The sequence below is a fragment of the Hydrogenophaga sp. RAC07 genome, from assembly GCF_001713375.1.
Lineage (GTDB): Bacteria > Pseudomonadota > Gammaproteobacteria > Burkholderiales > Burkholderiaceae_C > Hydrogenophaga.
The window spans coordinates 2049640-2072086 of sequence record NZ_CP016449.1 but is presented as its reverse complement, the minus strand read 5'-3'; the positions used below and the strand labels follow the sequence as shown (position 1 = coordinate 2072086).

The following is a 22447-nucleotide window of genomic DNA, read 5'->3' as shown; positions in this document are numbered from 1 at the left end:
CCGACGACAAAGGCGGAGGGGAGGAGACGGACTGCTATAATCGACTGGCTTTGCAGGTGGTGGTGGAACGGCTGTTTCGCCAACGCTGCAAGGCAAATCGCAAACCAGCCCAACCGGGTGTTGCCTGCGGCGATCGAATGGCCAGTGAAAACTGGCGATTTGAGGGCCAACAGGCGATCGGGGCTGGATTTTAGACTCAACCTCTGGAAAGTTAACTCATGTCAATCTCCATGCGCGAAATGCTGGAAGCTGGTGTCCATTTCGGTCACCAAACCCGCTTCTGGAACCCCAAGATGGCTCCGTACATCTTCGGTCACCGCAACAAAATCCACATCGTCAACCTCGAGAAGACGCTGCCCCTGTTCGAAGACGCAGCCAAGTTCGTGCGTCAACTCTCCGCCAACCGCGGCACCATCCTGATGGTGGGTACCAAGCGCCAGTCGCGCGACATCGTGGCCCAGGAAGCCCGCCGTGCCGGCGTGCCTTTCGTGGACCAGCGCTGGCTCGGCGGCATGCTGACCAACTTCAAGACGGTCAAGACCTCGATCAAGCGTCTGAAGGACATGCAGGCCCAGAAAGAAGGCGGCCTGGACAGCATGACCAAGAAAGAGCAGCTGACCTTCTCCCGCGAAATGGAGAAGCTGGAAAAAGACATCGGCGGCATTCAGGACATGACTGCGCTGCCCGACGCCATCTTCGTGATCGATGTGGGCTTCCACAAGATCGCCGTGCTCGAAGCGCAGAAGCTGGGCATCCCGCTGGTCGGCGTGGTTGACACCAACCACTCGCCGGTGGGCATTGACTACGTGATCCCCGGCAACGACGACTCGGCGCGCGCCGTGGCGCTGTACGCCCGTGGCATTGCCGACGCCATCCTGGAAGGCCGCAGCAACGCCGTCAACGACGTCGTGAAAGCTGTCGCCGCCGAAGGCGCCGACGAGTTCGTCGAAGTCAAGGAAAACACCGCTGCTTGAAGGCGCTGTTCCCATGAAAGAGGGGCTCGTGAGCCCCTTTTTCGCACCGAAAACCGATCATTGAACATGGCCGACTTCAGCCCACGGGACGAAGCGGCGCCAAGGAGAACACAGATGGCAATTACCGCAAGCATGGTCGCTGAACTGCGCGCCAAGACCGACGCCCCCATGATGGAGTGCAAGAAAGCCCTGACCGAAGCCGACGGCGACATGGCCAAGGCCGAAGAGCTGCTGCGCGTCAAGCTGGGCACCAAGGCCGGCAAGGCCGCCAGCCGCGTGACCGCCGAAGGCGTGGTCGCCAGCTTCATCGAAGGCACCACCGGTGGCCTGATCGAAGTGAACTGCGAAACGGACTTCGTCACCAAGAACGACAGCTTCCTGGCTCTGGCCAGCGCGGCAGCCCAACTCGTGGCCAAGCACCAGCCCGCCGATGCGGCCGCGCTGGGCGCGCTGCCGTACAGCCAGGACGGCTTCGGCCCCACGCTGGAAGACGTGCGCAAGGGCCTGATCGGCAAGATCGGCGAGAACATGTCGTTCCGCCGCTTCAAGGCCTGGAGCGGTGCCTCCAAGCTGGCCGGCTACCTGCACGGCACGCGCATCGGTGTGGTGGTGGAGTTTGACGGTGACGAGACGGCTGCCAAGGACGTCGCCATGCACGTGGCTGCCATGAAGCCCGTGTCCCTGACCAGCAACGACGTGCCTGCCGAGTTCATCGAGCGTGAACGCTCGGTGGCCACGGCCAAGGCCGACGAAGCCAACAAGGAACTCGTGGCCGCCGGCAAGCCGGCACAAAGCGCCGAGATCGTGGCCAAGCGCATCGACGGCGCTGTGCAGAAGTACCTCAAGGAAGTGTCGCTGTTCAACCAGTCTTTCGTGAAGAACGACAAGCAGACTGTCGAAGCCATGCTCAAGGCCGCCGGCACCACCGTCAAGGGTTTCACCCTGTACGTGGTGGGCGAGGGCATCGAGAAGAAGGTGGATGACTTCGCCGCCGAAGTCGCTGCCCAGGTGGCCGCTGCCAAAGGCGCCTGAGCGCCCGCAGGCGGCCGCCGTTGCCGCCCTGAACAAGACAACGGGCCGAAAGGCCCGTTGTCTTGTGTGACACCGGCACCGAGGAGTCAGCGCTCCTCGGTACACTTGCGGGCTGAATTTTGTGTTTTTGCCTCCTGAAAGTTGCCACATGCCTGCCTACAAACGGATTCTGCTGAAGCTGTCGGGTGAAGCCCTCATGGGCGACGACGCCTTCGGCATCAACCGGGCCACCATCGTGCGCATGGTGGAAGAGATCGCGGACGTCACGCGTCTGGGTGTGCAGGTGGCCATCGTCATCGGTGGCGGCAACATCTTTCGCGGTGTGGCCGGCGGATCGGTGGGCATGGACCGCGCCACCGCCGACTACATGGGCATGTTGGCCACGGTGATGAATTCGCTGGCGCTGGCCGACACCATGGACAAGGCCGGGCTGGTGGCCCGGGTCATGTCGGCCATCGCCATCGAGCAGGTGGTCGAACCTTACGTGCGCCCCAAGGCCCTGCAGTACCTCGAAGAGGGCAAGGTTGTGGTGTTTGCCGCCGGCACGGGCAACCCGTTCTTCACCACCGACACGGCCGCCGCCTTGCGCGGGGCGGAGATCGGTGCGGAAATCGTGCTCAAGGCCACCAAGGTGGACGGTGTGTACAGCGCCGACCCGAACAAGGACCCCACCGCCACACGCTACGCTTCGATCACGTTTGATGAGGCGATGCAAAAGAACCTGCAGGTGATGGACGCCACGGCATTTGCCTTGTGCCGTGACCAGAAGCTGCCGGTCAAGGTGTTTTCGATCTTCAAGCCCGGTGCGCTGCGCGATGTGGTGATGGGCAAGGACGAAGGCACATTGGTTCATGTGTGACGCGCCAAGGCGCTCACCCCTTGCAGAAATGAGGAGTTTTCATGAGCGTTGATGACATTCGCAAAACCGCCGAGCACAAGATGATGCAGTCGGTCGAAGCGTTCAAGAACGGGCTGACCAAGATCCGCACCGGCCGCCCGAACCCGGCACTGCTCGACACGGTGCACGTGGATTACTACGGCGCAATGTTGCCACTGTCGCAGGTGGCCAACCTCACCTTGCTCGACTCGCGCACCATTGGCGTGGCGCCGTGGGAGAAGGGCATGGGCGCCAAGATCGAGAAAGCCATTCGCGAGTCCGACCTCGGCTTGAATCCTTCGAGCCAGGGTGATCTGATCCGCGTTCCCATGCCCCCCATGACCGAAGAGCGCCGCAAGGAACTCACCAAGGTCGTTCGTGGTGACGGCGAAGCCGCCAAGATCGCCATCCGCAACTTGCGACGCGACGCCAACGAACAGGTGAAGAAGCTGGTGAAGGAAAAGCTGGCTTCCGAGGACGACGATCGCCGTTCGCAGGAAGACATACAGAAGCTCACCGACCGGGTCATCAACGAGGTGGACCGCCTCGTCGCGGGCAAGGAACAGGACATCATGGCGGTCTGACCGCCTTTGATAACCGCACGCGACGCCCTGCCACCAATGTCCCCACCCATGCCCAACCAGGACGCACTTGCAGGCTCGCTGCCCCGCCATGTCGCCATCGTGATGGACGGCAATGGCCGTTGGGCGCAAAAGCGCTGGCTGCCACGTGTGGCGGGTCACAAACAAGGCGTTGAAGCCCTGCGACGCGTTGTGAAGGCCTGCCTCGAACGCGAAATACCGGTGTTGACGGTATTTGCGTTCTCGTCGGAAAACTGGAACCGCCCGGTGGAAGAGGTTTCCAGCCTCATGGACCTGCTGGTGCTCGCGCTGTCGCGCGAAGTGCCTTCGCTGGAAGGTAACGGCGTCCGTCTGCACTTTCCGGGTGATCGCCACGGACTCTCCAAGCGCGTGGTTCAAGGCCTGGTGGCGGCCGAGCGCGACACCGCCCACAACCACAAACTGGTGCTCAACGTCTGCTTCAACTATGGCGGTCGCTGGGACATTGCTCAGGCTGCGCGCAAGCTGGCTGCCCAGGGGCTCGAGATCACCGAAGAAAGCCTGAATGGCCAGTTGGCGCTGGCGCATGTGCCCGACCCCGACCTGCTGATCCGTACCGGCGGTGAACTGCGCATCAGCAATTTCCTGCTGTGGCAGGCCGCTTACACCGAACTGGTGTTCACCGAATGTCTGTGGCCAGACTTTGGGCCTGCAGACCTGGACCGTGCCTTGCAGGAATACGCCAACCGCGAACGCCGCTTCGGGCAGACGGCCGAGCAGGTGGGCCAGGCCGAGCCGCTGCTGGCCGTGGGCGGCGATCGACATGCTTAGACAGCGCGTCATCACCGCCTTGCTGCTGCTGGCGGTCCTGTTGCCCGCCCTGTTTTATCCCGCCATCGAACCGTTTGCCGCGCTCACCCTGCTGCTGATCGTGGCTGCGGGTTGGGAGTGGGCCCGTCTGAACGGCGTCGGTTCGCGCTCGGCGTTGGCCCTGGGCTTGGGACTGGGCGTGGTCATGGTGGCCATTTGGCTGTCGGGTGGGCTCGACCAATCCTGGAGAAACATCTGGATGGGTGTCGGCTTGCTGTGGGTTGTGCTGGCGGTGGCCATGCTGGCCCGCGGCGTGTCGGGCTGGGGTGCATGGCCCAAGGGCGTGCGACTCTGGATGGGCCTGGTGCTCATCAGTTGCGCATGGGTTGCCATGGTGCAGGCACGGCTCACCGGTCTTGGATTTCTGTTGTCGGTGCTGCTGCTGGTCTGGATGGCGGACATCGCGGCCTACTTCGGGGGCAAGGCGATGGGACGGCGCAAGCTGGCACCGGGCATCAGCCCGGGCAAGACCTGGGAGGGCGCCATCAGCGGTTTCATCGGTGTGTTCGTGTTGGCTGCATGCTGGCTCTGGGCCGATGCCCAGGGCATGTCCAGCGCGAACAGCCTGTATGCACGGCTCTGGGCCTTTGGCCCGCTTCTGGCCGTGTTGTCGCTGGCCTTTCTGGTCGCGATGAGTGTGGTCGGTGACCTGGTGGAGTCGCTGGTGAAACGCAGCGCGGGTGTCAAGGACTCCAGCGGCCTGTTGCCCGGCCACGGCGGGGTGCTCGACCGGGTCGACGCCTTGCTGCCGGTGTTGCCACTGGCAATGATGCTCACAACCCTTTGACGCCATGAGTTCCACGCAGTCCATCACCGTCCTCGGCTCCACCGGGTCCATCGGCAAAAACACGCTCGACGTGCTGGCGCGCCACCCCGATCGTTACCGGGTCTTCGCGCTCACCGCGTCCACCCAGGTCGACCTGATGCTGGCGCAGTGCCAGCAGTTCTCACCCCGCTACGCGGTGATGGTGAGTGCGGTGCACGCGAAGCAACTGGCCGAGCGCGCACGCGAGCTGGGGCTGGCGGTGCAGGTGCTCTCGGGTGAGCAGGCGCTGTGTGAGGTGTGTACCGATCCCGAGGTCGATGCGGTGATGGCTGCCATCGTGGGAGCGGCGGGTCTGGCCCCCAGTCTGGCCGCTGCCCAGGCGGGCAAGAAGCTCTTGCTGGCCAACAAGGAAGCGCTGGTGGTGGGCGGCGCGCTGTTCATGCAGGCGGTGCGCGACGGTGGCGCGACGCTGCTGCCCATCGACAGTGAACATTCCGCCGTGTTCCAGTCCTTGCCCGAAGATCCGGCCGCGTGGTCGCGTCGCGTGGAAAAGATCGTGTTGACCGCCTCGGGCGGACCGTTTCGCACACGCGATCCACAAACGCTGGCCCAGGTCACGCCCAACGAAGCTTGCGCGCACCCCAACTGGGTGATGGGGCGCAAGATTTCGGTGGACTCGGCCACCATGATGAACAAGGCTCTGGAGGTCATCGAGGCCTGTTACCTCTTTGGCCTGCCACCGGCGCAGATCGAGGTGGTGATCCACCCCCAGAGCGTGATCCATTCCATGGTGCAGTACACCGACGGTTCGGTGGTGGCCCAGCTCGGCACGCCCGACATGCGTGTACCAATCGCCTACGGCCTGGCCTGGCCGGAGCGGATCGCGTCCGGGGCCGCGCCCCTGGACTTCGGCACCCTGGGCGCCCTGACGTTCGAGAAGCCCGACGGTTTGCGCTTTCCCGGGCTGCAGCTGGCCTGGGACGCGTTGCTGGGCCCGACGGGTACCACCGCAGTGCTCAACGCGGCCAACGAGGTAGCGGTGGCGGCTTTTCTCGACCAGCGCCTGCGCTTTGACCAGATTCACGCCATCAACGATGCAACTTTGCAGGCCTTGATCCCCTCCAAGCCCAACGACTTGTCGGACTTGTTGGTCATCGATCAGCAGGCCCGTCGCCTGGCACAGACCCAGGTCGAGCGACTCGCCCGCTGATTCGCCCGGCCCCAGGCGCTGAAGCGACATCCACACCTTCACGACCCGCCCACCATGCTCACTCTCGTTGCTTTTGTGGTTGCTCTCGGCCTCCTGATCGCCGTGCACGAATACGGCCACTACCGCGTGGCGGTGGCTTGCGGCGTGAAGGTGTTGCGCTTCTCGGTGGGCTTTGGCAAGCCGCTGCTGACCTGGCGCAAAAAGGGCAGCTCGACCGAGTTTGTGTTGTGCGCCCTGCCGCTGGGCGGCTACGTGCGCATGCTCGACGAGCGGGAGGCACCGGTCGATGCGTCCGAGCGCCATCTGGCTTTCAACACCCAGCCACTGCGTTCGCGCGCAGCCATCGTGGCAGCCGGCCCGGCGGCCAACCTGTTGCTGGCGGTCGTCCTTTACGCCGTGGTGAACTGGAGCGGTATCGAAGAGCCGAAGCCCGTTCTGGCCAGTCCGTCCATTGGCTCGCTCGCCGAGGCGGCGGGATTGCGCGGGGGGGAATGGGTCTCGCAGGCAGGTCCTGACGAGGACAACCTTGCCGATGTGGGCTCCTTTGAAGACCTGCGCTGGCGCCTGACCCAGGCGGCGCTGTCCAACGAAGACATGACGCTGCGGGTGAGCAACGACGAGGGGGGCGTACCGCGGTCGGTCGTGTTGCCACTCGCAGGGCTCGATGTGCGCGAAGCCGATGCGTCGTTGTTTCAGAAGATCGGCATCACTGGCCCATGGACACAGCCTGTGGTGGGCGAGGTGTTGGCGGGTGGAGCGGCGGAAGCAGCCGGGCTGATCGCCGGCGACACCGTGCGCAGCGTCGACGGGACGACCGTGCCGGACGGTCAACGGTTGCGAGCGCTCATCCGTGCGTCCACCGGCCCCGCGGGGGAAGCGCGTGAGCAGCAATGGTCGGTTGACCGCAATGGGCAGCGCATCACCCTGGCGGTGAAACCTGTGCCCGAGAAGCAGGGCGATGTGTGGGTGGGACGCGTGGGCGCCTACATCGGTGCCGCGCCTCAGATGATGACCGTGCGCCATGGGCCGGTGGACGGCTTGCTCAATGGCGTGGTCCGCACCTGGGAAGTGTCCTGGCTCACGCTCAAGATGATGGGGCGCATGGTGATCGGTGAAGCGTCGATCAAGAACCTCAGTGGACCACTCACGATTGCAGATTACGCGGGCAAATCGGCCAGCCTGGGCATCACCTCTTACATCCTGTTTCTGGCCCTCATCAGTGTGAGTCTCGGCGTGCTGAACCTGCTGCCGCTGCCGGTCTTGGACGGAGGACACCTGATGTATTATCTTTGGGAGGGTGTGACCGGTCGCAGCGTGTCTGACGTCTGGATGGAGCGCCTTCAGCGCGGTGGTGTCGTGGTTCTCATGGCGCTCATGTCCGTTGCCTTGTTCAATGATGTGGCCCGCTTGGCTGGCTGAACACTTTTTCCATGACAAAAAACAAAAACGGTCTGCGCGGCCTGACCCTTTCAGCGCTCGCGGCCGCCATGCTCGGCGCATTGCCCGCCTGGGCCGTTGATCCATTCACCTTGCGCGACATCCGGGTCGAAGGCCTGCAGCGCGTGGAGCCGGGCACGGTGTTCGCCTCGCTGCCGTTTCGCATCGGCGATCAGTACAGCGACGACAAGGGCTCAACCGCCATCCGTTCGCTGTTCGGTTTGGGTCTGTTCAGTGATATCCGCCTGCAGATCAATGGTGATGTGCTGGTCGTGATCGTGGAAGAGCGTCCCACGGTCGCCGACGTGAGCTTTTCCGGCATGAAGGAGTTCGACGACGAGGTCCTCATCAAGGCGTTGCGTGACATCGGCCTGACCGAAGGCCGCCCTTTCGACAAGGCGCTGGCCGACCGGGCCGAGCAGGAACTCAAGCGCCAGTACATCAGCAAGAGCATGTACGCCGCGCAGGTGGTCACCACCGTCACGCCGGGCGAGCGCAACCGGGTCAACCTCAACTTCAGCGTGGTCGAAGGCGATGTGGCGAAGATCAAGGACATCCGGATCGTGGGCAACCAGGCCTTCTCCGAATCCACCTTGCGCAACCTGTTCGATCTGGACACAGGCGGTTGGCTGAGCTGGTACACCAAGTCCGACCGCTACTCGCGCGCCAAGCTCAACGCCGACATCGAGACGCTGCGCTCCTACTACCTCACCCGTGGCTACCTCGAGTTCCGCATCGATTCCACGCAGGTGGCGATCTCGCCCGACAAGCAAGACATGTCGATCACCCTGAACATCACCGAGGGCAACCGCTACGTGGTGTCGTCGGTGGCGCTGGAAGGTGAGTACCTGGGCAAGGAAGAAGAGTTCAAGTCGCTCATCACCCTGCGCGCCGGAGAGGCCTACAACTCCGAAGACGTCACGAGCACGGTGAAGGCTTTCACCGACTACTTCGGTGCCTTCGGTTACGCCTTCGCCCAGGTTGAAGCCACGCCCGAGATCGACCGCGTCAACAAGCGGGTGTCGTTCATCGTGCGCAGCCAGCCCGCTCGGCGCGTTTATGTGCGCCGCATCAACGTCGAAGGCAACAACCGCACGCGAGACGAAGTTGTGCGCCGTGAGTTCCGCCAACTCGAATCGGCCTGGTACGACAGCGACCGCATTCGCCTGTCCCGCGACCGCGTGGACCGCCTGGGTTTCTTCACCGAGGTCGGCATTGACACGCAGCCGGTTGCGGGCTCGCCCGACCAGGTGGATCTCACCATCTCGGTGGTGGAGAAGCCGACAGGCAACCTCTCGCTGGGCGCTGGATACTCGCAAGCCGAAGAGCTTTCCATCATCGCGGGCATCCGCCAGGAGAACGTGTTCGGCTCGGGCAATTACCTCGGCATCGACGTCAACACCAGCAAGTTCAACCGCCAGCTGGTGGTCAGCACGGTGGATCCGTACTTCACACCCGACGGTATTTCGCGCAGCATCGACGCCTACTACCGAACCACGCGCCCTTACGACACCCAGTCCACCACCGACACGGGTGACTACCGCCTCATCACCAAGGGCATGTCCTTGCGATTTGGCGTGCCGTTCACGGAGGCGGACACGGTTTTCTTCGGCGCAGGTATCGAGCAGACAACGATCGAAACCGGCATTTTCTTGCCAGACGCTTACCGTGACTACGCCCGCGAATTTGGCGAGACCAGCAACACCGTTCCATTGACCGTGGGCTGGGCGCGCGACACGCGCGACAGCGCCCTGGTGCCCACCCGCGGCCGCCTGCAGCGTTTCAACACCGAGCTCGGCGTGGCCGGCGACGCACGCTACGTCAAGGCGAACTACCAGTTCCAGCAGTACTTCCCGTTGAGCAAGCAGTACACGCTGGCGTTGAACAGCGAGCTGGGCTTTGGCAAAGGCCTGGGCGGGCGCCCTTACCCCGTGTTCAAGAACTTTTTTGGCGGTGGCCTGGGTTCGGTGCGCGGCTTCGAGCAAGGCACCCTGGGCCCGAGTTCACCCGTCTCGGGCTCTGCGGACACCGTCAACATCGGCGGCAACCGCAGCATCGCACTCAATGCCGAGTTCATCACCCCGTTCCCCGGTGCCGGCAACGACCGCAGCCTGCGCATGTTCGGGTTTGTGGATGTCGGCAACGTGTTCGGCGAGAACGACTCCCGGCCCAACGCCAAAGACCTTCGTGCGTCCGTCGGCGTGGGTCTGAGCTGGATCTCGCCGGTCGGCCCACTCAGATTCGCCATCGCCAACCCCATCCGGAAATTCACCGGCGATAAAATCCAGAAATTCCAGTTTCAGATCGGAACCTCCTTTTGATGAAGACACTATCCAGCCTGTTCAACCGCAAGACGCTCGTTGCCGTGGCCCTGGGGCTCGCAACGCTGGGCGTCGCAGCGCAAGACCTGCGCATCGGTTTTGTGAATCTGGAGCGCATCCTGCGCGACTCCAACTCGGCCAAGGCCGCCCAGACCAAGCTGGAGCAGGAGTTCTCCCGGCGCGAGAAAGAAGTGCAGGGCCTTGCGGCCCAGCTGAAGTCGGCGTCGGAGAAGTTCGAGCGCGAAGCGCCCACCTTGCCCGAAAGCCAGCGCACCACTCGCCAGCGCCAACTGGTCGAGCAAGACCGCGATTTCCAGCGCAAGCAGCGTGAGTTTCAGGAAGACCTGAACATGCGCAAGAACGAAGAACTGCAAAGCGTACTGGAGCGCGCCAATCGCGTGATCCGCCAGGTGGCCGAGGCCGAGAAGTTCGACCTGGTCATCCAGGAAGCCGTCTACATCAACCCCAAGCACGACATCACCGACAAGGTGCTCAGCGGCTTGAACGGCAGCAAGTAAGCCGCAGGATCCGGGTGTGTCGCGGCCACTGGGCTCCATTGTCGAAGCCCTCGGTGGTGAGCTTGTTGGCGCGCCCGACACCCCCATCCAGCGGTTGGCTCCGCTGGCGTCGGCCGAGCCCGATGCGCTGGCTTTCATCGCGAACGCGCGGTACACGGCTCAGATTGCCACCACCCGGGCGGCCTGCCTGATCGTTCCGCCCTTGCTGCGCGAGGCGGCCAGCAAGCGCGGCGCGTGCATCGTCACCGACGACCCCTATCTGTACTTCGCCCGACTCACCCAGTGGTGGCGGCGCGAGCACGCTGCTGTGTCGCCGGCAGCCATACACCCGACTGCGTCGGTGCACCCCACCGCAGAGCTGGCCCAGGATGTCGACGTGGGTGCGTTTGCTGTCATCGGAGCCGGCGTGCGCATCGGTGTTGGTGCGCGCGTGGGTGCGCACTGCGTGCTTGGCGAACATGTGCAGGTGGGTGCGCAAACCCTGCTTCATTCCCGTGTGACTGTGGGCGAACGCTGCTCCTTGGGTGAACGCTGCGTGCTCCATTCGGGTGTGGTCATCGGCGCGGACGGTTTCGGCTTTGCGCCACACCAGGGTGCGTGGATCAAGATCGAGCAACTGGGTGCCGTGCGCATCGGCAACGACGTTGAAATCGGGGCCAACACCTGCATCGACCGCGGTGCGCTGGACGACACCGTGATCGAAGAGGGGGTGAAGCTCGACAACCTGATCCAGATCGGCCACAACGTTCATGTCGGTGCTCACACAGCCATGGCCGGCTGCGTGGGTGTGGCGGGCAGCGCCAACATCGGCTCTGGCTGCACCATCGGTGGTGGTGCGGTGGTGTTGGGGCATTTGAAGATCGCAGATGGCGTGCACGTGTCGGCGGCCTCGGTGGTCACCCGCTCGCTGCTCAAGCCCGGGCACTACACCGGCATGTTTCCCATCGACGACAATGCGACCTGGGAAAAAAATGCTGCGTCTCTCAAGCAGCTCAACCGCATCCGCGAACGCCTCAAGGCCGCCGAAAACGCGATCGAACAAGCCCTCCAGAACAACACAAAGCCATGATGGACATTCACCAGATTCTCAAGCAATTGCCCCACCGCTATCCGTTCCTGCTGGTGGACCGGGTGCTGGAGCTTGAAAAGGGCAAGCGCATCAAGGCGCTGAAAAACGTGACCATCAACGAGCCGTTTTTCGTGGGCCACTTTCCCCACCGCCCGGTGATGCCGGGTGTGCTGATGCTGGAGGCCATGGCGCAAGTCGCGGCCCTGCTGGCATTCGACACGCTGGGTGTGACGCCCGACGACAAGACGGTTTACTACTTCGCCGGCATCGACGGTGCGCGATTCAAGCGTCCGGTGGAGCCGGGCGATCAGCTCGTGATGGACGTGACGCTGGACCGCATGAAGGCCGGCATCTTCAAGTTCAAGGGCATCACCCGCGTGGGCGAGCAGGTGGCTTGCGAAGCCGAGTTGATGTGCACCATGCGCACCATCGCCTGACGGTGGGGGAGGGCGCTCTGTGTCTCTGATCCATCCCACTGCGCTGGTGGACCCGGCCGCCGAACTCGACAGCTCGGTAGCGGTGGGTCCTTACACCGTGATCGGTCCGAACGTGAAGGTCGGTGCGGGCACCACCATTGGCGCACATTGCGTGATCGAAGGTCACACCACCATCGGGCGCGACAACCGCATCTTCCAGTTCAACTCGCTGGGTGCCGTGCCGCAGGACAAAAAGTACGCCGGCGAACCGTGCGAGCTGGTCATTGGCGACCGCAACACAGTGCGAGAGTTCTGTACCTTCAACATCGGCTCACCCGGCGACCGCGCCGTGACCCAGATCGGCAACGACAACTGGATCATGGCCTACGTGCACCTGGCGCACGACTGCGTGGTGGGCAACCACACCATCTTCGCCAACAACTCCCAGCTCGCAGGCCATGTGGTGGTGGACGACTGGGTGATCCTCGGTGGCTTCACGGTCGTGCACCAGTTCGTGCGTGTGGGCGCGCACGCCATGACGGCCATGTGTTCGCTGCTGTTTGCCGATCTGCCGCCGTTTGTGATGTGCCAGGGCCAGCCGGCCCAGGCCCGTTCGATGAACTTCGAAGGCCTGCGCCGCCGGGGTTTTTCGCCCGAGCGCATCGCAGCCGTGAAGGGCATGCACAAGGCGCTGTACCGCGAGGACCTGAAGCTGGAACAGTCGGTGGAGCGCATCCGTGCGCTGACCGGGAAGACGCCCGAAGCCGCCCCCGACGTCGAGATGATGTTGAATTTCCTGGGCCAGGTGTCGCCCCAGCGCGGCATCGTGCGCTGATCCCGGCATGACGTCTTCCAAACGTTTTGCCCTGGTGGCGGGCGAAACGTCGGGCGATCTGCTCGCGGGCCTTTTGCTCGGCGGTGTGCGGCAGCGCTGGCCCGATCTGCAGTCGTTCGGCATCGGTGGCTCGCAAATGGCGGCGCAAGGCTTCAAGGCCTGGTGGCCCAGCGAGAAGCTCGCGGTGCGCGGCTATGTCGAGGTGTTGCGCCATTACCGCGAGATCGTCGGCATCCGTGCGCAGCTGCAGCAGCGCCTGTTGTCCACCGACCGGCCCGACGTGTTCATCGGTGTCGATGCACCCGATTTCAATCTCGACCTGGAGGCCAACCTGAAGGCGGGCGGCGTGCGCACCGTGCATTTCGTCTGTCCGTCCATCTGGGCCTGGCGTGCCGAACGGGTCGAGAAGATCCAGCGCAGTGCCGACCATGTGTTGTGCATCTTTCCGTTCGAACCCGAGCTGCTCGCCCGGCACAACATTGCCGCCACCTACGTGGGGCACCCGCTGGCCAATGTGATTCCATTGGAGCCCGACCGGGCTGCGGCCAGAGTTGCCCTGGGGCTGCGCAATGAAGACACCGTGGTCGCCATCCTGCCGGGCAGTCGGGCGTCCGAGGTGCAGTACCTGGCGCAGGTGTTTTTTGAAGCCGCTGTGCGTTTGCGCAGTGCGTGCCCAGGCATCCGGTTTGTGGTGCCGGCCGTGCCGGCGCTGCGCGAGCGCGTCGAGGCCGCGGCCCGCAGCGCGGGCCTGGGCGCCGAACTGCAGGTGATCGCGGGCCAGTCCCACACCGCGCTGGCCGCCTGCGATGTGACCTTGATCGCCAGCGGAACGGCCACACTGGAAGCCGCGCTGTTCAAACGTCCCATGGTGATTGCCTACAACATGAACTGGTTGTCGTGGCAGATCATGCGGCGCAAGCAGTTGCAGCCCTGGGTGGGCCTGCCCAACATCCTGTGCAACGACTTTGTGGTGCCTGAGCTTTTGCAGGAGGCGGCCACGCCGCAAGCGTTGGCCCAAGGTGTGCTGGAGTGGATCGACGCGCCTGAGAGAATCGACGCTTTGCAGCAGCGCTTCTCCGAGCTGCACCACACCCTGCGGCGCGACACCGCCCAACTGGCCACCGATGCGATCGAAAAAGTTCTTGAAGGCTGAGCAGGCCAGTCTGGTCTGGGATGTGCCCGGGCTGGTGGCCGGCGTGGACGAAGCCGGGCGCGGACCGCTGGCCGGGCCGGTGGTGGCGGCGGCCGTGATCCTGGACGATCTCAAGCCGATCAAAGGCCTGGCCGACTCGAAACAGCTCACCGCAATGCGCCGTGAGCGCCTGTACGACGAGATCCGCGCCAAGGCGCTGTGCTGCAGCATCGCACTGGCGTCGGTGGAAGAAATTGACGAACTCAACATCCTGCAAGCCACCATGCTGGCCATGCGCCGCGCGGTGCTTGGCTTGCGGTTGAAACCGACCAAGGTGCTGGTGGACGGCAACCGCCTGCCGGCGCTGGACGTGCTGGCCGAGGCCATCGTGTCGGGTGATGCGCTGGTGCCCAGCATCTCTGCCGCCTCCATCCTCGCCAAAGTCACGCGCGACCGCATGCTGTGTGAACTGCATTTGCAGCACCCCGAGTACGGCTTCAACCGGCACAAGGGTTACGGCACGGCCGAACATTTGCGCGCGCTGCAGACCCATGGGGCCCTGCCCATGCATCGGCGCTCGTTTGCCCCCGTGGCCCGGGCGCTGGCCCTTGCCAGCCAGCAACAGAACGCACCCGCATGAGCGAACCCACCGTCATCACTTCGCGCGACAACGCGCTGCTCAAACGCCTGCGTGTGCTGGCGCAGGACAACACCGCCTACCGCAAGCAGGGGCAGGTCTGGCTGGAAGGTGATCACCTCTGCCGGGCCTTGCTGGCACGCGGCCACCGGCCCGCCATGGCTGTGTTCACCGACGATTTCTGGGTGCAGGCGCCGCACGACCTGCGCGACGCGTCCGACCACATCGTCACCGTGCCTCGCGCGCTCATGGCCTCCATCAGCGGGCTCGAGTCCCCGGCCGGTGTGGGGTTTGTTTGGGATCTGCCCAAGGCCACGGGGCTGAACACGGGACAGTCCGCCGTGGTGCTGGACTGCCTGCAGGACGCCGGCAACGTGGGTTCGATCCTGCGCAGTGCGGCGGCCTTCGGCTTTGGCCAGGTGCTCGCACTCAAGGGCACAGCCGCCCTCTGGTCGCCCAAGGTGTTGCGTGCGGGCATGGGTGCGCACTTTGCCCTGCGTTTGGTGGAAGGCCTGTCGGTCGAAGACCTGGTCGCGCTCGAAGTGCCATTGCTGGTGACCAGCTCACACCAGGGTGATCTGCTGCACAAGGCCGTTTTGCCATGGCCATGCGCCTGGGTGCTGGGGCACGAAGGGCAGGGCGTGAGTTCTGGACTGGAAGCCATGGCCGCGCAGTCGGTGCGCATTGCACAGCCGGGCGGGGAAGAGTCGCTCAACGTGGCGGCTGCCGCCGCCGTCTGTCTGCACGCGAGCGCAACGGCCATGAGGTGAACGTGGGGCCTGCAGATCCGGCGCCGGGCCGCCCCAAGCCGGATCAGCCCCCTCGGGGGCAGCGGACCTCGCGAAGCGGGGGAGCTTGGGGGACGACATATAATTCCGGGGTTTACCCGCAATCAGCGCAACGCGCGCTCACCCCGGTTCCTCACCCCAGGCTTCCTTCCGTCCGAGTCCCCAGCAAGTGAGGGGCAGGGCGGGTGCGAAGCCTGCGCGGCACCAACCGCCGGTGGCCTGTGTTTCGCCCCACTTCTGGAGTCCCATCCGTGCTTCCCGTCCACCCGAAAGCCCTTCTCGCGCTCGCCGACGGCACGGTCTTTACAGGCGTCTCCATCGGCGCCACCGGTCAGACCACGGGTGAGGTGGTGTTCAACACCTCGCTCACCGGCTACCAGGAAATCCTCACCGATCCGAGTTACTGCCAGCAGATCGTGACCCTCACGTATCCGCATATCGGCAACACCGGCATCAACGCCGAAGACGTCGAAGCCAGCCGCATTCACGCCGCCGGCCTGATCATCAAAGACCTGCCCCTGCTGGCCTCCAACTTCCGCAGCACCGAAACGCTCTCGCACTACCTGCAGCGCGAAGGCACGGTGGCCATTGCCGACCTCGACACCCGCGCCCTCACGCGCCGCCTGCGAACCCACGGCGCGCAAAACGGCTGCATCGTCGCGCTGCCGGCTGGCGAGGCGATCACCGACGCGCACCGCGCAGCGGCCGTGGCCGCTGCGAAGGCCGCGCCCAACATGGCCGGTCAAGACCTGGCCAAGGTGGTCTCGGCCACCGAGCCCTACGCCTGGACGCAGACCGAGTGGCAACTCGGCTTTGGTTACGGCGAGCAGATCGCGCCGCGTTTCCATGTGGTGGCGTACGACTTCGGCGTGAAGAACAACATCCTGCGCATGTTGGCGCAGCGCGGCTGCAAGATCACCGTGGTGCCCGCGCAGACGCCCGCATCCGACGTGTTCAAGCTCAAGCCCAACGGCGTGTTCCTCTCCAACGGCCCGGGCGACCCTGAGCCTTGCGACTACGCCATTGCGGCCACGCGCGAGATCGTCGAAGCCGGTGTGCCCACCTTCGGCATCTGCCTGGGCCACCAGATCCTGGCGCTGGCCAGCGGTGCCAAGACCTTCAAGATGAAGTTCGGCCACCACGGCGCCAACCACCCGGTGAAAGACCTGGACAACGGCCGCGTCTCCATCACCAGCCAGAACCACGGTTTTGCGGTGGATGAGAAGGACCTGCCCGCCACACTGCGTGCCACCCACGTGAGCCTGTTCGACGGCACGCTGCAAGGCCTGGCCCGCACCGACAAGCCGGCCTTCTGCTTCCAGGGTCACCCCGAGGCATCGCCCGGCCCGCACGACATCGGTTATCTGTTCGACCGTTTCATCGACCTCATGCAAGCCCGCGTGAGCGCCACCGTCTGAGGCCATCGCCATGAAGCTCTTCAGTTTTCCTGTGTTCGCCATCGAGAAAGCCATCGGCAAACGCATGTTGACGCTGGAGGCGCCGCACAAGGACTGGTTTGCCCAGCGCTGGGCGCAAAAGCCCTACCGCAAGGCGTTTCTGGAGAACAAGGCCATGCCGCTGGTGACGCTGCTGGCCAAGGGCAAGACCTGGGACGACGAGACCTTCAACACCGAGCTGGCGGCCTGGGACGCGCGTTTTTACGACGCAGAGATTGAAGTGCTGCGCCCCCTGATCGAAGGCGACGGCCTGCTGCAGCTGATGCAGAAAAACGTGCCGGCCGAGCGATTGCAGGCCTTGCTGAACACACTGGACACCCAGCGTCAGGCCTGAGCGCACGCTCCCGGCCGACGCAAACACAGCGAACCCCATGCCCAAAAGAACCGACATCCAAACCGTCCTCATCATCGGCGCTGGCCCGATCATCATTGGCCAGGCCTGTGAGTTCGACTACTCCGGCGTGCAGGCTTGCAAGGCCCTGCGCGAAGAGGGCTACAAGGTCGTGCTGATCAACAGCAATCCCGCGACCATCATGACGGACCCGGCCACCGCCGACGTCACCTACATCGAGCCCATCACCTGGCAGACGGTGGAGAAGATCATTGCCAAGGAGCGTCCGCTCGCCCAAGGCGGTTTCGCCATCCTGCCCACCATGGGTGGCCAAACGGCGCTGAACTGCGCGCTCGATCTCTGGCGCAACGGCGTGCTGGCGAAGTACGACGTGGAGCTGATCGGCGCCACGCCCGAAGCGATCGACAAGGCCGAAGACCGCCTGAAGTTCAAGGACGCCATGACCAAGATCGGTCTGGGTTCGGCGCGCTCGGGCATTGCCCACAGCCTGGAAGAGGCCTGGGGCGTGCAGAAGACCGTGGGCTTCCCCGTGGTGATCCGCCCCAGCTTCACGCTGGGTGGCACCGGTGGCGGCATTGCCTACAACCCCGAAGAGTTCGAGACCATCTGCAAGCGCGGCCTGGAAGCCTCGCCCACCAACGAGCTGCTGATCGAAGAGTCGCTGCTCGGGTGGAAGGAGTACGAGATGGAAGTGGTGCGCGACAAGGCGGACAACTGCATCATCGTCTGCTCGATCGAGAACCTGGACCCCATGGGCGTGCACACCGGTGACTCCATCACCGTTGCACCCGCGCAGACGCTGACCGACAAGGAATACCAGATCCTGCGCAACGCCTCGCTGGCCGTGCTGCGCGAGATCGGTGTGGACACCGGCGGCTCCAACGTGCAGTTCTCCATCAACCCGGCCGACGGCCGCATGGTGGTGATCGAGATGAACCCGCGCGTGTCGCGCTCCTCGGCACTGGCTTCCAAGGCCACGGGTTTTCCCATCGCCAAGGTGGCGGCCAAGCTGGCCATCGGCTACACGCTGGACGAACTGCGCAACGAAATCACGGGCGGCGCCACGCCGGCGTCGTTCGAGCCGTCGATCGACTACGTGGTCACCAAGATCCCGCGTTTTGCCTTCGAAAAATTCCCCACCGCCGACAGCCGCCTGACCACGCAGATGAAGAGCGTGGGCGAGGTCATGGCCATGGGCCGCACCTTCCAGGAATCGTTCCAGAAGGCCTTGCGTGGTCTTGAAGTGGGCGTGGACGGCATGAACGAGAAGACGCAGGACCGCGAGACGCTGGAGCGCGAACTCGGCGAGCCCGGCCCCGACCGCATCTGGTACGTGGGCGACGCGTTTGCCGCCGGCTGGACCATGGAAGAAGTCCACCAGTTCACCAAGATCGATCCGTGGTTCCTGGTGCAGATCGAAGAGATCGTGAAGATCGAGCTCGCGCTGGAGAAAACCAGCCTGGAAGCGATCGACGCCGAAACACTGCGCGGGCTGAAGAAGAAGGGCTTCTCCGACCGCCGCCTGGCCAAGCTGCTCAAGACCAACGACCAGTCCGTGCGCGAGCGCCGCATCGCCGAAAACATCCGCCCGGTCTACAAGCGCGTGGACACCTGCGCGGCGGAATTCGCCACCGACACCGCCTACCTGTACTCCACGTACGAAGGCCACGGCGACGGCGAGTGTGAAGCCGAGCCAACGAACAACAAGAAGATCATGGTGCTGGGCGGTGGCCCCAACCGCATCGGCCAGGGCATCGAGTTCGACTACTGCTGCGTGCACGCCGCGCTCGCCATGCGCGAAGACGGCTTTGAGACCATCATGGTCAACTGCAACCCCGAAACCGTGTCGACCGACTACGACACCTCGGACCGCCTGTACTTCGAGCCGCTCACGCTCGAAGACGTGCTGGAAATCGTGGACAAGGAAAAGCCGCTGGGCGTGATCGTGCAGTACGGCGGCCAGACGCCCTTGAAGCTCGCGCTGGGTCTCGAAGCAGCCGGCGTGCCCATCATCGGCACCAGCCCCGACATGATCGACGCCGCCGAAGACCGCGAGCGTTTCCAGCAACTGCTGCACACGCTGGGCCTGCGCCAGCCACCCAATGCCACCGCACGTGCCGAGCCCGAGGCGCTTGAAAAAGCCGCCGCGCTGGGCTACCCGCTGGTGGTGCGCCCCAGCTATGTGCTGGGTGGCCGTGCGATGGAAATCGTGCACGAGCAGCGCGACCTGGAGCGCTACATGCGCGAAGCGGTCAAGGTGAGCCACGATTCGCCAGTGCTGCTCGACCGGTTCCTGAACGACGCCATCGAGTGCGACGTGGATGCGATCCGCGACCACACCGGACGCGTGTTCATCGGCGGCGTGATGGAGCACATCGAACAGGCCGGCGTGCACAGCGGTGACTCCGCCTGCTCGCTGCCACCTTACTACCTGAGCAAGGCCACGGTGGACGAGCTCAAGCGCCAGACCGCAGCCATGGCAGCAGGCCTGAACGTGATCGGCCTGATGAACGTGCAGTTCGCCATTCAAGAGGTGGACGGCCAGGACGTCATCTACGTGCTGGAGGTGAATCCACGCGCCTCGCGCACCGTGCCCTTTGTCTCCAAGGCCACCGGCATCCAGCTGGCCAAGGTGGCCGCGCGCTGCATGGCCGGCCAGTCGCTTGACGACCAGGGCATCGGTGCTGAAGTCACGCCGCCGTATTTCAGTGTCAAGGAGGCCGTGTTCCCGTTCGTGAAGTTCCCGGGCGTGGACACCATCCTCGGCCCGGAGATGAAGTCCACCGGTGAGGTCATGGGCGTGGGCAAGACCTTTGGTGAGGCCTTCGTGAAGAGCCAGCTGGGTGCCGGCACCAAGCTTCCGACCTCGGGCAAGGTGTTCCTCACTGTGAAGAACAGCGACAAGCCGCGCGCGGTCGAGATTGGTCGTCAGCTTGTGGCCATGGGCTTCGAGCTGGTGGCCACGCGTGGCACGGCGGCGGCCATCAGCGCCGCTGGTGTGGCGGTGCAGACGGTGAACAAGGTCACCGAAGGCCGCCCGCACATTGTCGACATGATCAAGAACGGCGACATCGCGCTGGTGGTCAACACGGTGGAAGAGCGCCGCAACGCCATCACCGATTCCCGCGCCATCCGCACCTCGGCCCTGCTGGCCCGGGTGACCACCTTCACCACCATCGCCGGCGCAGAAGCGGCTGTGGAAGGCATGCAGTACATCGACAGCCTGGGTGTGATTTCGGTGCAGGAAATGCACGCGCAGCTCTGAGCCCGGTGCGGGTTCATCCCGGTTGAGCCCATCGGCTCGACCGGGGCATAATCGATTCCAGTACACCGCCGACCGGCAACGCTCGGCGGTTTCCTTTTGTATTGACGCAGACGCACAGACGGCTGCAACCCGATTTCCGGAGGATCCCATGGCCACCATGCCCATCACCAAACGCGGCGCTGAAAAACTCAAGGAAGAGCTGCACCGCTTGAAGACCGTGGACCGCCCCTGGGTGATCAACGCGATCGCCGAAGCACGTGCGCAGGGCGACCTGAGCGAAAACGCGGAGTACGACGCCGCCAAGGACCGCCAGGGTTTCATCGAAGGCCGTATCGCCGAGATCGAAGGCAAGCTCTCTGCCGCGCAGATCATCGATCCGACGGCCGTGGACGCGGGTGGCAAGGTGGTGTTCGGCGCCACGGTGGAGCTGGAAGACGAAGCCAGCGGCGCGGCCGTGACCTACCAGATCGTGGGTGAAGACGAGGCCGACCTCAAACTGGGGCTGGTGAACATTGGCAGCCCGATTGCGCGTGCCTTGATTGGCAAGGAAGAGGGCGATGTGGCCGAGGTGCAGGCCCCGGGCGGGACCAAGCGCTTCGAGATTGTGGCCGTGCGCTACGCCTGATGCCGCAGCAACGGTTGGCTGTGTTCGTCGCCGCCCTGTGGTGGGGCGGCATTTCGGCACTGAGTTTTCTGGCAGTGCCTTTGCTTTTTGCCAGCTTGGGCAGCCCGGCCATGGCCGGCCCGGTGGCGGCAAGGATCTTTTCGCTGCAATGCTGGGCCGGCCTTGTGCTGGGCATGGCGCTGCTGCTGATGCTGCGCCGCTGGCGTGGCGAAGGCGTCGCCATCGCGCCCTCCGCACTCACCACCATGGGCTTTGTGCTGTTCGCGATGCTGCTCGCGCTGGTGCAGGAATTCGGCGTGGCCCAGAACATCGTCACCGCGCGCGCCAGCGGCGGCAACCTGCGCCTGTGGCACGGGGTGGGCACGGTGATGGTGCTCGGGCAGTGGCTGTGTGCCGGTGCCGTCTTGTGGCGTCTCAGCGCGCCACGCAGCGAACAGGTTTAGGCCACGAGGCGTTCGGCGGATTCGAGGGTGTTGACCATCAGCATGGTGATGGTCATGGGGCCCACACCGCCGGGCACGGGCGTGATGTAGCCCGCGACGTCTTTCACGCCGTCAAAGTCCACATCGCCGCACAGCTTGCCTTCGTCGTTGCGGTTCATGCCGACGTCGAGCACCACGGCGCCGGGTTTGACCATGTCGGCGGTGAGCACGTTGCGCTTGCCCACTGCTGCGACGATCACATCGGCCTGCAGTGTCAGCGCTTTCAGGTCTTTCGTAGCGCTGTGGCAGATGGTGACGGTGGCGTTCTGCTGCAGCAGCATGAGCGCCATGGGCTTGCCCACGATGTTGCTGCGACCGATCACCACCGCGTGCTTGCCCTTGAGCTCGCAGCCGATGCTCTCCAGCATCTTCATGCAGCCGTAGGGCGTGCAGGGCCAGAAGCCGGGCATGCCGGTCATGAGCGCACCGGCGCTGGCAATGTGGAAACCATCCACATCCTTGGCCGGTGAGATCGCTTCGATCACCTTCTGCGCGTCGATGTGCGCGGGCAGCGGCAGCTGTACCAGGATGCCGTGGATGGTGGCGTCGGCATTGAGCGCGTCCACACGCGCAAGCAGCTCGGCTTCGGTCATGGTGGCGGGCCAGCGCTCCAGCACCGAGTGCATGCCGGTGTCTTCGCAGGCCTTGACCTTGTTGCGCACGTACACCTGCGATGCTGCGTTTTCACCCACCAGGATCACCGCCAGGCCGGGTGTGATGCCTTTGGCTTTCAAGGCGGTGACGCGCGCAGTCACGTCGGCGCGAAGTTGGCGGGAAAGGGCGTTGCCGTCGATGAGTTGTGCGGTCATGGGGTGAGCGGGCTG

Annotated in this window: 22 protein-coding genes; 21 read left to right on the top strand and 1 reads right to left on the bottom strand. The window is 64.3% G+C overall.

Features of this window, described 5'->3' with window-relative positions; translation table 11 throughout:
• The first annotated feature begins 218 nt into the window (after positions 1-218).
• From rpsB to BSY239_RS09560, 21 genes are all read left to right on the top strand, one after another.
• Complete coding sequence (gene rpsB, locus BSY239_RS09660) at positions 219-974, top strand: 30S ribosomal protein S2 (protein WP_069046666.1); 756 nt, start codon at positions 219-221, stop codon at positions 972-974.
• A gap of 114 nt (positions 975-1088) precedes the next feature.
• Positions 1089-2006 (top strand): translation elongation factor Ts, encoded by a 918-nt coding sequence (gene tsf / locus BSY239_RS09655; protein WP_069046665.1) that lies wholly within the window; start codon positions 1089-1091, stop codon positions 2004-2006.
• Positions 2007-2154: 148 nt separating this feature from the next.
• Complete coding sequence (pyrH, locus tag BSY239_RS09650; protein WP_069046664.1) at positions 2155-2865, top strand: UMP kinase; 711 nt, start codon at positions 2155-2157, stop codon at positions 2863-2865.
• 41 nt (positions 2866-2906) lie between these two features.
• Positions 2907-3467: a ribosome recycling factor gene (frr, locus tag BSY239_RS09645; RefSeq protein ID WP_069046663.1), complete on the top strand. Its 561-nt coding sequence runs from the start codon at positions 2907-2909 to the stop codon at positions 3465-3467.
• A 48-nt stretch (positions 3468-3515) separates the two neighbouring features.
• Positions 3516-4274, top strand: a complete 759-nt coding sequence (uppS, locus tag BSY239_RS09640; RefSeq protein ID WP_069048897.1) for a polyprenyl diphosphate synthase — start codon at positions 3516-3518, stop codon at positions 4272-4274.
• Positions 4267-5100, top strand: a complete 834-nt coding sequence (locus BSY239_RS09635) for a phosphatidate cytidylyltransferase (protein ID WP_069046662.1) — start codon at positions 4267-4269, stop codon at positions 5098-5100. Before uppS ends, BSY239_RS09635 begins: the two co-directional genes overlap by 8 nt.
• 4 nt (positions 5101-5104) lie before the next feature.
• Positions 5105-6289 carry a 1-deoxy-D-xylulose-5-phosphate reductoisomerase gene (gene ispC, locus BSY239_RS09630; protein ID WP_069046661.1) on the top strand — a complete coding sequence of 395 codons (1185 nt, stop codon included), beginning with the start codon at positions 5105-5107 and terminating at the stop codon, positions 6287-6289.
• A gap of 54 nt (positions 6290-6343) precedes the next feature.
• Positions 6344-7708, top strand: a complete 1365-nt coding sequence (gene rseP, locus BSY239_RS09625; RefSeq protein ID WP_069046660.1) for an RIP metalloprotease RseP — start codon at positions 6344-6346, stop codon at positions 7706-7708.
• An 11-nt stretch (positions 7709-7719) separates the two neighbouring features.
• On the top strand, positions 7720-10047 hold the full coding sequence (gene bamA / locus BSY239_RS09620; RefSeq protein WP_069046659.1) for an outer membrane protein assembly factor BamA: 2328 nt from the start codon (positions 7720-7722) through the stop codon (positions 10045-10047).
• Positions 10047-10565: an OmpH family outer membrane protein gene (locus BSY239_RS09615; RefSeq protein WP_069046658.1), complete on the top strand. Its 519-nt coding sequence runs from the start codon at positions 10047-10049 to the stop codon at positions 10563-10565. The genes bamA and BSY239_RS09615 overlap by 1 nt, the downstream gene beginning before the upstream one ends.
• Before the next feature lie 16 nt (positions 10566-10581).
• Positions 10582-11634 (top strand): UDP-3-O-(3-hydroxymyristoyl)glucosamine N-acyltransferase, encoded by a 1053-nt coding sequence (lpxD, locus tag BSY239_RS09610; RefSeq protein ID WP_069046657.1) that lies wholly within the window; start codon positions 10582-10584, stop codon positions 11632-11634.
• A complete protein-coding gene (gene fabZ / locus BSY239_RS09605) occupies positions 11631-12071 on the top strand; it encodes a 3-hydroxyacyl-ACP dehydratase FabZ (protein ID WP_069046656.1) in 441 nt (146 codons plus the stop codon). Before lpxD ends, fabZ begins: the two co-directional genes overlap by 4 nt.
• Positions 12072-12090: 19 nt before the next feature.
• Entirely contained in the window at positions 12091-12885 is a 795-nt protein-coding gene (gene lpxA, locus BSY239_RS09600; RefSeq protein ID WP_069046655.1) for an acyl-ACP--UDP-N-acetylglucosamine O-acyltransferase, read from the top strand.
• Between the two features lie 7 nt (positions 12886-12892).
• A complete protein-coding gene (lpxB, locus tag BSY239_RS09595; protein ID WP_083239903.1) occupies positions 12893-14038 on the top strand; it encodes a lipid-A-disaccharide synthase in 1146 nt (381 codons plus the stop codon).
• Complete coding sequence (rnhB, locus tag BSY239_RS09590) at positions 14010-14657, top strand: ribonuclease HII (protein WP_069046654.1); 648 nt, start codon at positions 14010-14012, stop codon at positions 14655-14657. The genes lpxB and rnhB overlap by 29 nt, the downstream gene beginning before the upstream one ends.
• Positions 14654-15424, top strand: coding sequence for a TrmH family RNA methyltransferase (locus BSY239_RS09585; protein ID WP_069046653.1), 771 nt, complete (start codon positions 14654-14656; stop codon positions 15422-15424). Before rnhB ends, BSY239_RS09585 begins: the two co-directional genes overlap by 4 nt.
• Positions 15425-15693: 269 nt before the next feature.
• The gene (gene carA / locus BSY239_RS09580; protein ID WP_069046652.1) at positions 15694-16860 is read left to right on the top strand and encodes a glutamine-hydrolyzing carbamoyl-phosphate synthase small subunit; all 1167 of its coding nucleotides are present in this window, start codon (positions 15694-15696) and stop codon (positions 16858-16860) included.
• Between the two features lie 10 nt (positions 16861-16870).
• Positions 16871-17233: a hypothetical protein gene (locus BSY239_RS09575; protein WP_069046651.1), complete on the top strand. Its 363-nt coding sequence runs from the start codon at positions 16871-16873 to the stop codon at positions 17231-17233.
• Positions 17234-17270: 37 nt separating this feature from the next.
• Positions 17271-20516: a carbamoyl-phosphate synthase large subunit gene (gene carB, locus BSY239_RS09570; protein ID WP_069046650.1), complete on the top strand. Its 3246-nt coding sequence runs from the start codon at positions 17271-17273 to the stop codon at positions 20514-20516.
• Between the two features lie 148 nt (positions 20517-20664).
• Positions 20665-21141 carry a transcription elongation factor GreA gene (greA, locus tag BSY239_RS09565; protein WP_069046649.1) on the top strand — a complete coding sequence of 159 codons (477 nt, stop codon included), beginning with the start codon at positions 20665-20667 and terminating at the stop codon, positions 21139-21141.
• 20 nt (positions 21142-21161) lie between these two features.
• Complete coding sequence (locus tag BSY239_RS09560; protein WP_335583430.1) at positions 21162-21584, top strand: DUF4149 domain-containing protein; 423 nt, start codon at positions 21162-21164, stop codon at positions 21582-21584.
• Here the strand turns inward: BSY239_RS09560 and folD are convergent.
• On the bottom strand, positions 21581-22432 hold the full coding sequence (folD, locus tag BSY239_RS09555; RefSeq protein WP_069046647.1) for a bifunctional methylenetetrahydrofolate dehydrogenase/methenyltetrahydrofolate cyclohydrolase FolD: 852 nt from the start codon (positions 22430-22432) through the stop codon (positions 21581-21583). The two genes, BSY239_RS09560 and folD, sit on opposite strands and share 4 nt — an antisense overlap.
• Positions 22433-22447 lie beyond the last annotated feature (15 nt).